Raw genomic sequence first — 13,890 nt, 5'->3', positions numbered from 1 at the left:
CTTTAGCTCAAACAAAATAAGATTATGTCTCTAAGTTGTTTCTTACTTGTACCCATTTTGTAATTAAAAAAAACAAAATATCATTCATTTAACCAAAAATAAAAACAGCAACCCGCTTGTCCTAAAAAGGATCGTACGGGTTGCTGAAGAGATTAACTTTGATACGGTGTTGTAACCTTATACACTTCTGTATATAAAATTTCTCGATATAAATTGAACTCTTCTTCATCGACAGGGTTAGGATAGGTCATGATTTGAAGCGGTAAATCAGCATTTTCCTCACGCAGAGGGGGCTGCACATACTCATAAGGATTCAAATGAAAGCCCAGCCGCTCATAGAAACCGATTCTCCGTTGTTCCATTTCACCCAGTGGCGGTTCAACTTCCAAAAGCACAGGTTTACCTGACTTACGGATATACTCCTCCATCAGCTTTTTACCAATGCCTCCACCTCTTATACTTGGGTCCACTGCGATATGTTCTACAAATCGAAATCCTGGAAACTCCCAGCAAGCTATAAAAGCAATGATTTTCCCCTCAGCATTCACTTCGGTAATCAATCGGTAATGTGGAACATCCAATAACGCCTGTTGTCCCTCATAGGTTCTGATCTCGGAAGTGGGAAAAGAGGCTTCCATAATAGCGAATATTTCATCAAAAGTTGTGTGATTCATAACATAGTTCTCACTTTCTGGATTTATATTTACACAAGTTATCTTAACCTTCTGAACCCTATGATATCAAATTTAAGCATCAAGGTACTAGTACCTGGTACTAGGATAACGTGCTATACTAAGTGTAACAGCTATACACATCTTGTTTGATATAGGAGAGGTTCATATTGGATAATCAGCAGTGGATCGCACCTGAGTACTACAATCTCACTTCGGAAATGGAACGTCATGCACCGGAAAAGATTGCACTTAAGTGGTTGAATGAACTGGGAGACTACGAGGAAATCACTTACGGAGAACTTCGCAAACAAGCTAACCGACTTGCCGGGGGACTCGCAGCACTTGGTCTCGAGCAAGGGGATCGTGTTCTTGTTATGGTTCCACGTCGAATCATCGCTTATGTCATCTATTTAGCATGTCTGAAGCTAGGACTTGCGATTATCCCTTCATCAGAAATGCTTCGCGCCAAGGATTTATCCTATCGCCTGCGGCATGCCGAGGCCAGAGCCGTTATTGCCTGGTCAGAGGTTACTGAGGAAGTAAATAAAATCTCGGATGATCTGCCTGCTCTGGATTACCGTCTTTCAGTATCTGGCAGCTCTAACGAGCTCGGTAACGGATGGTTAGATCTAGAAGAACTAATGATTGATCAACCGGATGCGTTCACTACAGTCGAAAGCCACCGTGACGATATGGCGATCTTGGCATATACCTCTGGAACAACCGGCAACCCTAAAGCAGTCGTTCATAGTCATGGTTGGGGTTATGCTCACTTGCGGATCACTTCCCCTCAATGGCTTGATATTAAAGAAACAGACACCGTCTGGGCAACAGCGGCACCGGGCTGGCAGAAGTGGATTTGGAGCCCCTTTTTGTCCGTCCTTGGTAACGGGGCGACCGGCTTTGTATATAGTGGATCTTTTCATCCTAAAAAATATTTGCAGCTGCTGCAGGATCACAATATTGAGGTGTTATGCTGTACACCAACCGAATATCGCTTAATGGCTAAATTGGAAGACCTCAGTCAATATGACTTGTCCCACCTTCGCTGCGCAGTTTCCGCTGGAGAGCCTTTGAATCAAGAGGTCATCAACACTTTTCAACGTGAATTCAATATCACGATTCGTGATGGCTACGGACAGACCGAAAGTACGCTTATCATCGGAACACTTAAAGATACGCCAATTCGAATAGGGTCAATGGGTAAGTCTATTGCTCCCGGTCTAGTTGAAGTGGTAGACGAAGACGGGATTCCGTTACCTGCTGGAGTCGTTGGAGATATCGCAGTGCACTTAAGCATGCCAGCGTTATTCCATACCTATTACAAAGACCCCGGCAGAAAAGAAAGCTGCACTCACGGTGAGTTCTTCGTAACCGGCGACCGGGCGCGGAAGGATGAAGACGGTTATTTCTGGTTCGAGGGCCGTGGAGATGACATTATCATTAGCTCGGGTTACACCATTGGTCCTTTTGAGGTAGAGGAAGCCCTTATGAAGCATGCCTCAGTTAAAGAATGCGCGGTCGTTGCTAGTCCGGATGAAATCCGCGGACACATCGTTAAGGCTTTTATTGTACTAAGGGATGAGACTACGGCTTCTCCTGAGCTTGTGAAGGAGCTGCAATCCCATGTTAAAGAGTGGACCGCTCCTTATAAATATCCTCGTAAAATCGAGTTCATTCAGGATCTTCCGAAAACTGCCTCCGGTAAAATACGGAGAATAGAGCTGCGGGAGCAGGAGAAACGTGCTGCGCAAGATTAAAATCGATATGAAACAGGAGGCTTCAGCTTACTGAGGCTAAAAAACAACAAGAGCAGCTAGTCCATAATCGGACTGCTGCTCTTGTTAATTATTCAGACCAGTATTTTGCATCCGGGTTCAAGGCTGCGCCTACTTCGCCCTCTTTTACTAAATCGCAATCGAGGTAACCCTCTTCATCCAGGAAATAAACCTCTTGCTTGTAGAACTCACATAAAGTCTCCAGAAACTTTTCAGGTGATTCATACATTACAATCAGATCCCCAAAATCATGCAGCAGGTCACATACTCGTTCCACACCATCCGCGGATTTATGGTAACAAATGAAGTCGCTACCGTAATTCGTTAAGATCGGCAAGATAACGCCATCCGCTTGATGGCCTTTTTCCTCCAATATTCCAGCTAAAATCTTCATCTCTGCTTCATATTCATTAATATGAATTAGACGATACCCCGGAATAAATTCGATCAGACTTGGTTCTTCTTCCTCACTGCTTGTACCTGAAACTGTGCTATAAAAAGCTTTCAACAGTTCAGGGGCTTCCGGAAAAATCGCCGTAATCTTCGCTTCATTATCACCCTTACCTAAGCTGGCAATATAGTCAGGACGTAGGTCAGCAGACAGTTTAAGGTATTCTTGAAATTGTTCTGTTAATTTGTTAGTTTGCATGTTGTCATCCTTTACTTGTTCGCGGAAGTCCACATCTTCATCAGCCACGCGTCGAAGTCATCGCCTTTTTCGCCTTCATAAGTGTCATAGACGTCGATTCTCATCTTCTTCAGCTTCTCTTTGAAATCCTCGTACGAATGATCTCTAGGCAGGCTCTTCTTAATTCTCAGGAGTATTTTGGATACGCCTTTCACTAGCTCCGGTTTATTCTTGGATGGCGCTTTAACATCTTCTCCGAATGCCTTCAGTTTAAGGTAAGCCGCTTCTTGAACTGTATATACAGGATCGCTCTCCATTAAACGCGTCAGGATATCGATAATTTGTTTGTGGTTAGTCTGTCCCAGTTCTTCAACTGCTTCTAGACGGGCTCTCCAATCCGCAGAGCGGTTCGCAGCTTTCTTTAATTCCTCGTAATTCTCCGGTAATTCATTATTGTTTAGTTCTTCGATCATTCCGTTCAATCCCCTTCTATTCAAAACTATCTATCTTACAGTAACAGTATAACCAACCATTGCGCAAGCTAAGAGAGGAAGATCTTTGCATGACCTTTTCCTTCAAACATATTTCCACAAAATTGGGGTAAAGTATTCGAAAGAAAGTGTCGCGCAACATTCTATAGACTCTATACGTTAGTTAACTAGAGAATTGTAGATCAAACACACCAAGGAGAGTGACCTAATTGAAAAAGCATACCTTCATTCTAGCGTTAACTATTGTATTAAGTGTGGTGCTTAGCGCCTGTGCCAGCAGTAACAATGAAGCCGCAGTAGAAACCAATCTGACGGCGAAAGAGATGGTCGACGAAATGCTTGCAAAAGTGGAACAGCCTTCATTAATGGAAGTTGAAGAAGATATGGTGAGTCAGCTGTACCATCTAGCTCCATCATTACTTGAAGATTATAGCATTAGAATGCCAATGATGAATGTGAAAAGTAATGAAATTGCTATTTTAAAAGTTAAAGATGCCAAAGATATCTCTACTGTCGAAACCGCAGTCAAAGAGCGTGCGGCAGATATTCAAAAGCAGTTCGAACAATACCTTCCGGATCAATATGAGAACGCCCAAAATTATAAGCTGGTCAAAAAAGGCAATTACATCTTATTCGTGATTTCCGAGAGTGCGGATCAGCTGGTGACTGAATTCGATACCTTGTTTACTAAAAAATAATTAGCGATGGTATTCAGCAGCCTACTCTTCCTATTCCTGTTTCTGCCGGCTGTCCTTGCACTCTACTACGTTTCGCCTTGGCGGATTAAAAATCTCATTTTATTTTTGAGCAGTCTGGTGTTTTATGCATGGGGCGAACCCGTCTACATTGTAATTATGTTGCTGTCTACCGTTACGGATTACGGCTTTGGTCTACTTCTTAGTAGACCGAAGCTAACTACGGTGCAGCGCAAGTGGATTGTGGTTAGCTCCGTCATTATTAACCTGGGCTTATTGTCGTATTTTAAATACGCAGATTTTCTCATCCAGAATGTAAACGAACTCCTCGGCACTCATATCCCTTTAACTGATTTACCATTACCTATTGGGATATCGTTCTATACCTTTCAATCCATGTCCTACATCATTGATGTCTACAGAGGAACTACCAAAGCACAGCGGAATTGGATTGATTTCGGGACGTTTGTAGCTCTGTTTCCGCAATTAGTAGCCGGTCCTATCGTTCAATATAACACTATTGCAGAGCAACTACGTGAGCGTTCGGTGGATATCCCCATGTTCGCGGAAGGTGTAAGAAGATTCATTATCGGACTAGCCAAAAAAGTGCTGCTCGCCAATAACATTGGCCTGCTCTGGCACACCATATCCAGCTCCAATCTGGAGTCCATGCCTGCTTTAACCGCTTGGCTTGGCATTATTGCGTTTGCCTTTCAGATTTATTTTGATTTCAGTGGGTATTCGGATATGGCGATTGGCCTCGGCCTTATGTTCGGCTTCCGATTTAACGAAAACTTCAACAAACCTTATATATCACAGAGTATAACTGACTTCTGGCGGAGATGGCATATTTCCTTAAGCAGTTGGTTTCGTGATTACGTATATATCCCGCTTGGAGGCAACCGCCGGGGGTTAGGTATTCAAGTTCGCAATATCCTTATTGTGTGGCTGCTCACAGGAATCTGGCACGGGGCGAGCTGGAACTTTCTGTTCTGGGGATTATACTTCGGGGTCATTCTTATCTTTGAAAAATGGTGGGGACTACAACTGCTGAGCCGTCTACCGCGCTGGACTAGGCATCTCTATGCCGTTGTGCTTATTCTCATTGGATGGGTCTTGTTCGCCTTTGAAGAACTTCCGTTGGTACTTAGTTACTTGCAAGCGATGCTCGGCTTTAATGGCCAGCCATTGTGGAATACCACTACTTTATACTTCACTTACACAAACGCGATTCTACTCGTGGTATTAACTTTAGCCTCCATACCTTTGAAACTCTCCAAGCGTATGGAGGCTAGATCGATTCCTGCTCTGGTCTGGTATGGCGTCTTATTCTTCTTATCTGTCGCTTACTTAGTGGATGCTACCTTTAACCCATTCTTATATTTCCGATTCTAACGACTTAGGGGGTGATTGTTTATGAAGCAGAGGACGGATCGAATACTAGTGGTGGGATTTGTCGCGACGTTGTTTCTGGTGGGTATAACTTTTTTCTTACTGCCTGTTCAACGTTTCTCCGAGCTAGAGAATCGCTATTTGCAAAGCGCTCCCCGTCTGACATGGGATAATTTATTATCCCACACCTATGCGGAAGAGGCAGAAAACTTTGTAACCGATCATTTCCCTTTTCGAGCCAAATGGGTATGGGTGAAATCGGCGGTGGAGCAAATGAGGCTGCAGCAAGAGAATAACGGGATTTATAAGGGGAAAGACGGTTACTTATTCCAAAAATTCGATGCCCCTGATTACACTAAGGTTCAGCAATATACAGCGGCTGTGAAACGTTTTGCTGATAAAAATCCTGAAGTCAAAACGACCTTTCTGCTTGCGCCTACATCGGTAGGCTTGTACAACGAACGTTTGCCCTGGTTAGCACCTGTATACTCACAAGCTGAGGTGAATCAAAAGATTGCTGATGAAGTAAGTGATAGCCTAACTTTTATAAATGGATTTGATGTGCTTACTCCGCATGCTGCAGAGGGCATTTATTATCGGACCGATCATCACTGGACAACCTACGGCGCTTACTTGGCTTACGTAGCGTATGCTGAAAGTATGGGATGGCAGCCTCTGTCCCAGAGCAAATTCGAGATTGAGACGGTAAGCGATTCGTTCCTTGGAAGCTACCATACACGGAGTCAATTTATCGGAGTGGTGCCAGATTCCATTCAAGAGTATAAGCCAATTAATGATGTATCCACCAAGATGCATATTGTAGATACCGGTGAGACTTTAACAAGTCTATACGATCCAAGCTATCTAACGAAAAAAGATAAATACTCTTATTTTCTAGGCGGCGTTCATGCTCTTATGAAAATCACAAGCGAGCTTGATCCTAAAGAAGTCAAACAGGAGAAGCTGCTCGTCATCAAGGACTCCTATGCGCATAGTGTCATCCCTTTTTTGACTCAGCATGTACCGAAAATCCATGTGATCGACATTCGTTATTATAACGGGAGTATCAGTGAGTACATGGCTCAGAATGATATCAAGGATGTATTGATGCTGTTTAATACAGCTACTTTTGTTGATAATGCTTCGATCTTGAAGCTTAACTGAAGGTACACGGGGAACAGGTGATAGTGTGATGAGTATCGTGACAGGGCGATGAATATGGTGATAGGGCGTAACTGCTGGAATGTTTGGACTTTCGGTCGCTGTTGTCTCCAGATTTCTTTATTTATACCGTTTCTAACGGTTGAAATCCGGAGACAGCATATGCTTCCGATGCGAGCTTTCCTTCGGAAAGCTTTCAGGCGAACGCTCCGCTCCTACAGTTCCAAAATTCCCTCCGTTACTTTTCACCATATTTATGGGTTTAATCTAAAAAACCATTCACGATTATGTGTAGAATCGTGTCTCTGCCGATAGCTTTAAAGCGAATGAATCCTCCTTGAAGGAGTGCTTCATTTATTATGAGCTGCAATTCAATTCCACTAGCATTGCATTAAACTCCACATCACACCACTTTGCGGATTAGGGAAATCCTCCCTAAAATTAGTCAATTATCGGCTCAATTTGTGACTTTTAAGGAAATCCTCCCTAATAAATACGAGAATACCCTCTTTATGAATGAAACACCCTGATAATTGGGGAGATTTTCCCTAATTATCGCTTGGAGCACGATAAATCTCACATAATTCGGGAGGTTTTCCCTAATCTAAACATTTAATCATTGATAGTATCTGATACATATTCATTATGAGGTTGATTAAGAGTGAAAGAGTTGCAACAATAACTGAAGATTGCTTAAGGGAAATTTCCCTCCCACTAGCAATTATTTTCTGTAACCTCAACATCAAACCAAACACAAAAGCTAATATTCGAATCCTCTAATATGGCTTCGTATTTCAGATCATTTTTAGCTAGAATCTCCGCGACGATAGACAGGCCAAGTCCAGTTCCGGAGATTTCTTTATTCCGAGACTCGTCGATGACATAGAACGGGTCCCAGATATAGGCTAAGTGCTTCTCTTTCAGGTGCGTGGTTTTATTAGTAATAGTGAACTTCAGAGTGTCGTGAGTATCATTTACTAATGAGATCCCAAAGACATTCTCTTCCCCATATTTAATGGCATTACTAATTAAGTTGTTGAATACAATCTCAATCTGGCTGATATCCTCTTCAACGATGGATCGTTCAACCGAATGGAAGTCGGTCTGTAAGGTCAGGTTTTTATTTTTAAGCGTAATGTTATATTGTGAGATCACTTTGAGCAAAAGCTCTTTAAGATCGAATTTCTCTTTATGCACTTCGGTCTTTTGAATCTTGGACAGCTTAATTAAGTAATCTACCATATCCGACGTATATTTCACCTGCTCCAAAATGATATCCGTATACGTACCATCATCCAGACCATCTTGGATACCAATCGTATAGGCTTGGATTAAGGATAACGGTGTCTTCACTTCATGTGAAATGCTTGAGATCAGTGTGTTTAAGCTTTGATTTTTCTTCTCCAGTTCTGCATGGGCGCTTTTTAGGCGTTGACTCATCTGATTAATGCTTTTAGATAACTCTTCAATTTCATCCCCCGATTTAATCGTCACTTGTTTAAAATCAAGATTGGAAATATCCTTCGCCACATCCTGTAACTGCTCTAATGGGGTAATGATCTTTTTCGAATAATAAGCCACTAACAGCAAGCTGATAATAATCCCCAAAAGAACGGAGTAGAAGCTGAGTTGATTTACGATGTTTAAAGCATCTGTATTGTGCACAACCACAGTGCCGATGAGGATTAGACTGCCATCCTGCTCATATATTTTCGTTAACAGGCTGGACTTTAATTTCCCCTGATTAAATAATAGATTCACCGTATTTCCTTCGTTTACCTTTTGTAAGACTTCTTCCGTAATCCAGAACTTATTGAGCGATACCTTATCTTTAAAAAGAGCAAATTGAATGTTGTCGTTAATTTCTGTTGTGCTTCCTCTATTTTCAACCCTAACAATCATTATATTGTTATTGTTCTCGATCGCTGTTTCCTTGTCCATGAGCTGATCCAGACTGAGATCCTTTACTTCGTCATAAATAGTGTTAATCTTGGTTTTCATTTTGTAAAGGTAATAATCGGATGAGAAAAAATTGTGCAATAAATAGGATGTCCCAAACACAATCAGCAGAATGATGCTTACCATAATCAATAACTTCGCGCTTATTTTATTGATTTTTATCATGGAAGCTGTACCCCATTCCCCTGTGTGTGATCACGTGATCAGCTCCAATCTTATCGCGCAATCGCTTGATATGTGTATCCACGGTTCGTTCTTCGCCGAGGTAGTCCATTCCCCAAACGGAAGATAACAAAGAATCTCTGGACAAAATCCGGCCTTTATTCTCATATAGGAAGGTGAGCAACTCGAACTCTTTTTTATATAGGGACAGCTCCTCCCCATTCTTGTACACTTTCTTCCGTTCAAAATCAATTTCTAAGTCCCGTATAGCAGCTACTTTTTCGGTACCCAGCATTTTTTTAATTCTCAGCATTAAAATCCGTGGATCAAATGGTTTTCTAATATATTCATCTGCACCGATATCTAAAGCGCTAAATTCATCGTCATGGGAAGATCGGGCGGTCAGCATCACCACTTTAGCTAAACTAACCTGCTTGATTTCATTGCACACCTCAATCCCGCTTCGTTTAGGCATCATCCAATCCAAGACCACAAGATCGATCTTATTCGAAAAAAAGAGCTCCAGCGCCTCCTCCCCATCCGCAGCTACCCAAACGTTATAGCCCTCTTTTTCAAAATAAGTCTTCAATATGGTGGTCATATGTTTCTCATCATCGGCAATTAGAATGTTCAAGTAGCATCATTTACTCCTTTCTTTCCAGTCCTTTCTTCAAAACTTCCCATATTGGGTTATCCACTGCTGTCCGGGGAGGCTGTTCGCCTTTCTCTATCGCTTGCCAATACGCCCAGGTTGGAGGCTCAGTGCCAAGCTCATAATCCATACCGTCCCAAGTATCCTCTCGGAAAGCATAGAACGCCCAGTGCCAGCCGAAATCATCAAAAATCGAAATTAAATCCGCCATATATTGATCTGCGCCTTTTACTAATCGATTCGTTCCAAACTCTTCTGCAACAATCCGATTTGCGGGAATGTTATGTTCCTTTGCCCACTGTGCAACTGGTTCTAGAAATTCCTTTAGAGCTTCCTTGTTAAAGGCTTTTTCTGTTTTATTGTCCCCGACCTTTATCGTCCCAGGATATTCATAGGTGAACCCTTTTTTCTTATTCTGACTGGTTAGCTCGTACGGCTCATACATATGAAAAGCATACAAGACATTCTCATCTTCGAGGGGTTTCAAATATTTAAAGGCCCAAGGTGTAGCATACAGGCCAGAATTTACGATGATTGGTGTCTTGGAATCTACGGTACGAATAGCGGTCACTATCGTTTCATATAAAAGATTCAAATCCGCAGGGGTGTTCTCCACTGAGCTATACCATTCGCTGTAGTCCTGTGTCCAGAAGTCATGAAATCCCGTTGCAGTCTCAGGATGTGGTTCATTAATCAAGTTATAACCGATTACCGCTGGATGATCTTTCAACCGGCTTGCTAGATCTCTCCAAAATACTGCCGCTTGTTCATGATAACTGAAATCCTTCCATATCCGATCATCATTCTCGTAATTATTAAACTGCCTCCAGCGATCTCCGGGGAGACTTAGGACGGTCAGTACTACTTTTGAGCCCCGAGCCTCGGCTGCATCTAAGTCCGCTTTTAACTCGGCAAAATCCTCTTCAACAATCCCTTCATACTTATCTGCATTCCCTATTAGGAAATCTTTATCCGGGTTCGTATCCGGTTTGTCATTAAATAAATAGTCACTGTCTTTTGCCCATTTATCTGGTGCCAACCGGATGAATTCAATATTCTGCTCTTTGGCAGCTTTATAGTTATCCGGTAACGATTTTGAATTCATGAAATTGGTTCCTTTTCTCTGGCCATCCCAGAAGGCTAGCTTCTCATTCCTTTCTGTCTTCTCTTCCTTCTTCTCTTCCTTCTTCAGTTCTTGATTGGCTTGCGGTGTTACTGAACTACACCCTACAACCAACAATAAGATTAACACTATAAAAGCTTTAGATTTTTTCATTCTCTCACCTCGTAAGCTATCGTAGCGAATCTCTGTTACAAGAGTGTCACAAGTGGTGGACATACAACCATTCAAGTAGGTAACTGATGAATTTTATATGAATCCAAGAGTTGAACCTTCTTCTCTCATATTCTATTTCTAGGAGGTGAGTATAATATGACAATCCAGTTTGTAGATTTACGACTTTCCAACCAAGCTGCTTCAGATAACACCCCTGTGGTGATCCCGTTAGCAGCAACTCCCCTTGTTTTTGGGGATATTGGTATTCAGACTGTAGGGGTCACGCCTGACAATCAAGGCAATGTCCGCGTACTTTTGTCGGGTTTTTTGAAAGTAGAGAATAATCCTCTTTTCAACACCAATACCATTAATGTTCGCAGAAACGGAACCATCATTTTCACCACGACATTTGGTGTAGCAATCAGCAGAGAAAATGAAGCTTTTGGTTTCTCAGCAGTAGATGTCCCACCAGCGCTGGCTGTCGCAGCAGGTCAGATTCAGTACACAGCAGAAATCTTCACAAATGCACTGGCAACAGATCCATTTAATAACGTCCAAGCCAGAAACTTTAGTGGCGTTGCAGCAGCGGGTAACTCCTAGCATAAACAAGTAGTGAGTTGAGGTGCATACTGCACTATTTTATAAACAGAAGCTCAACCAAAAATACTGGTTGAGCTTCTGTTTATTCGCCAAACAATAGATCCAGAATTCGTTCGTCCGCTTTGCGATTCTTCCCTTTATAGGGGTAACAGTGAATATGAATCGCTGGATTAAAATTGATCTCAATAATGCTATAATTAGTACCCGTGGCCTTTTCCTTAATATCATCAATCATCATGTCTACTCCACAAATAGTGGCCCCTGCAGCTTTAGCTGATTGAATGGCTAGATCTTTATAGCTGTCCGGAATCTCATCAGTAAAGTCTAAGCTATCTCCACCGGTACTAATATTTGAGTTCTCCCGTAGAAAGATCACCTCATTAAATGGAGGAACATCGCTCCAAGCCTGAGCGTGGTTCTTCAAGAACATCTCTTCGGCTTCGCCGATCTGTATTTTCTCAAGCGGAGTTTTGTAGCCACGACCTCTTAGCGGATCCTTATTTTTTTCGTGGACTAGCTCTTCTATCGTATGTACACCATCACCGACCACATTCGCCGGAACCCGGTGCAATACTCCGACTACTTCATCGCCCATCACTAGAAAACGATATTCTTTCCCCGTCATAAATTCCTCAAGCAGCACTGTTCGATCATGCTCAAAGGCAATGTCGAAGGCTTTTTGATAATCTTCTTTGGAGAATTCATCTGTAAAAATAGTAATACCGAGTCCAAAGTTCGTTGATTTGGGCTTGATCACAATAGCCTTATCACGATAAGTGTTATATGCATTCATTGCTGCTTCCAGATCTCCAAAAGCTTCACCTGCGGGAACACGAATGCCCTGTTGTTTGAGGACTTCCTTCGTAACAATTTTATTCTCCATAATTAGTACCGTGCTGTAAGAATCCAAGGAGGTCTTCGTAGCTTGCTTAACGTATTCTTTATGATCGCCTTTTGTAAGTAGAACGAAATTCTCTTCTCGATCGAGCAATTGAAATTTAATCCCGCGTTTAACTGCTGCTTTTAGTAGAAGCTGTGTAGATAGCTCCAGATCCTCATATCCCACAAATCGGTATCCGTTCGAAAGACTTTCCTCAGCATACTGTTTAGCTTTATTCAGATGATATTGTACGAAAGAGGATTGTTGAACTTCTGACTTCACAATCGCGGCAAAACTTTGATCTGGATTCAGAATTTTATCCTTGGCTTCGTTCAGAATGTTCGTGAATTCTTTATCTTCCGGGTTCAACAACTGAATCATATCCTGCATCTCTTGAATACAAGTTAAAGCCTTCTGCTCCATCGTCCCGCAAGAATCTCCGTAATCATGCAAGCAGCCTTTGATCCCCTCCATGATCAATTGATCATGATTAAGGTTCGCCATCTTCTGATCCTCTACCCCGAACGGTTCGTCCTCTTTCAATAGCATGTACAGGATAAACAAATGAATGAAAGTCATTGTTTCTTTGCTAATTCCTATTTTATAGAGTGGATTCAGATCAATAAAACGAAGCTCTATATAAGCAATCCCATCCTGCAGCAGTTCCTCTAACGGATGTTTGCCTCTTGCCGTCTTCACTCTAACTGGGCTATAGAACTCTTTTACACTTAATAACTCCTCCGAGTCGATCAACGTTTGTAAATCATGTACATAGTCCGTAAGTGAATCAAAGGAAACATAAAGAGGTTTTTCATTTCGATATCCGCATTCGCTATTCCGAAGTGAATTCATATTTTGAACATAATAGCTATTCTGATCATCCGACTCGCCTCGTGCGACACATTGCTCCATATAAGTCTTATCAAAAACAGGACTAGCACCTGTTAAATAGATTAGAAGCCAGCGGTATCGCAATAGGTTGCGGGCTATTTTTAAATAAGTAGCATCTTTGAAATCTTTATAGCTCATCTGCGGATCTACAATGTCATGAAGCTGTTTAAGAAATGGTTCGTCAAAAGAGAAATTATAATGAATTCCGCTCAGCAATTGTCTTTTGCGTCCATACTTATCCGCTAACTGATGTCTATACTCGTCCTCTACCGGATTACCCATCTTGGCAATGGGAATGTCCTTATCGTTCGGCAGCATGGGAGGATTACTACTCGGCCACAGATATTCATCCTTAAGCTCTAGCGACACAATATCCTGCAGCGCCTCCAGAAAGTTGTAAGTCTCTTCAATAGAATCAAATGAGGGTGTCACCATTTCAATCTGACTCTCTGAGAAATCCGTTTGAATATAGGGGTTCTCCAATTTGTTGCCAAAGGCTTTTGGATGTGGTGTCAGCGCAAGGTTCCCTTCTGGATCGACTCTGACATTTTCTTTTTCCAAACCAAATTCACCGTGAAAAAGCTCCTTATTCAAATGGTTATCTCTTAAGAGCTGTATGAGTCTACGATTTAATAAAGCCATTTCTACGCT

12 protein-coding genes are annotated in these 13,890 nt (G+C 42.0%); 5 read left to right on the top strand and 7 right to left on the bottom strand.

What is annotated here, in order from left to right:
- Window positions 1–152: 152 nt before the first annotated feature.
- Window positions 153–674, bottom strand: a complete 522-nt coding sequence (locus NST74_RS04005; RefSeq protein ID WP_076120079.1) for a GNAT family N-acetyltransferase — start codon at window positions 672–674, stop codon at window positions 153–155.
- 164 nt (window positions 675–838) lie between these two features.
- Between NST74_RS04005 and mbcS the strand changes: the two genes are divergently transcribed.
- Complete coding sequence (gene mbcS, locus NST74_RS04000) at window positions 839–2,434, top strand: acyl-CoA synthetase MbcS (protein WP_341115825.1); 1,596 nt, start codon at window positions 839–841, stop codon at window positions 2,432–2,434.
- Between the two features lie 88 nt (window positions 2,435–2,522).
- Here the strand turns inward: mbcS and NST74_RS03995 are convergent, their stop codons facing one another.
- Window positions 2,523–3,101, bottom strand: a complete 579-nt coding sequence (locus NST74_RS03995) for a hypothetical protein (RefSeq protein ID WP_341110493.1) — start codon at window positions 3,099–3,101, stop codon at window positions 2,523–2,525.
- Window positions 3,102–3,112: 11 nt separating this feature from the next.
- A complete protein-coding gene (locus NST74_RS03990) occupies window positions 3,113–3,553 on the bottom strand; it encodes a HEAT repeat domain-containing protein (protein ID WP_042124236.1) in 441 nt (146 codons plus the stop codon).
- A 227-nt stretch (window positions 3,554–3,780) separates the two neighbouring features.
- On the opposite strand from NST74_RS03990, the gene NST74_RS03985 reads away from it, so the two are divergent.
- From NST74_RS03985 to NST74_RS03975, 3 genes are read left to right on the top strand one after another with little or no spacing between them, the layout of a single operon-like run.
- On the top strand, window positions 3,781–4,269 hold the full coding sequence (locus NST74_RS03985; RefSeq protein WP_042124234.1) for a DUF4358 domain-containing protein: 489 nt from the start codon (window positions 3,781–3,783) through the stop codon (window positions 4,267–4,269).
- 6 nt (window positions 4,270–4,275) lie between these two features.
- Complete coding sequence (locus NST74_RS03980; protein WP_341110492.1) at window positions 4,276–5,661, top strand: MBOAT family O-acyltransferase; 1,386 nt, start codon at window positions 4,276–4,278, stop codon at window positions 5,659–5,661.
- Between the two features lie 21 nt (window positions 5,662–5,682).
- Window positions 5,683–6,822 (top strand): DHHW family protein, encoded by a 1,140-nt coding sequence (locus NST74_RS03975; RefSeq protein ID WP_341110490.1) that lies wholly within the window; start codon window positions 5,683–5,685, stop codon window positions 6,820–6,822.
- Window positions 6,823–7,533: 711 nt separating this feature from the next.
- Here the strand turns inward: NST74_RS03975 and NST74_RS03970 are convergent.
- The 3 genes from NST74_RS03970 to NST74_RS03960 are packed head-to-tail and all read right to left on the bottom strand — an operon-like array spanning window position 7,534 to window position 10,931.
- Window positions 7,534–8,943 carry a sensor histidine kinase gene (locus NST74_RS03970; protein WP_341110489.1) on the bottom strand — a complete coding sequence of 470 codons (1,410 nt, stop codon included), beginning with the start codon at window positions 8,941–8,943 and terminating at the stop codon, window positions 7,534–7,536.
- Window positions 8,927–9,574, bottom strand: a complete 648-nt coding sequence (locus tag NST74_RS03965) for a response regulator transcription factor (RefSeq protein ID WP_042124226.1) — start codon at window positions 9,572–9,574, stop codon at window positions 8,927–8,929. The genes NST74_RS03970 and NST74_RS03965 overlap by 17 nt, the downstream gene beginning before the upstream one ends.
- 10 nt (window positions 9,575–9,584) lie before the next feature.
- Window positions 9,585–10,931 carry a glycoside hydrolase family 5 protein gene (locus tag NST74_RS03960; protein ID WP_445668124.1) on the bottom strand — a complete coding sequence of 449 codons (1,347 nt, stop codon included), beginning with the start codon at window positions 10,929–10,931 and terminating at the stop codon, window positions 9,585–9,587.
- Between the two features lie 93 nt (window positions 10,932–11,024).
- Here NST74_RS03960 and NST74_RS03955 point away from each other — a divergent pair, with 93 nt between their 5' ends.
- Window positions 11,025–11,468, top strand: coding sequence for a hypothetical protein (locus NST74_RS03955; protein WP_341110487.1), 444 nt, complete (start codon window positions 11,025–11,027; stop codon window positions 11,466–11,468).
- A gap of 82 nt (window positions 11,469–11,550) precedes the next feature.
- Here the strand turns inward: NST74_RS03955 and gshAB are convergent, their stop codons facing one another.
- Entirely contained in the window at window positions 11,551–13,881 is a 2,331-nt protein-coding gene (gene gshAB, locus NST74_RS03950; RefSeq protein ID WP_341110486.1) for a bifunctional glutamate--cysteine ligase GshA/glutathione synthetase GshB, read from the bottom strand.
- Between the last annotated feature and the right edge of the window lie 9 nt (window positions 13,882–13,890).

This window comes from Paenibacillus sp. FSL F4-0125 (assembly GCF_038008565.1).
GTDB lineage: Bacteria > Bacillota > Bacilli > Paenibacillales > Paenibacillaceae > Paenibacillus_AQ.
This window is presented reverse-complemented; position numbering and strand designations above follow the sequence as displayed.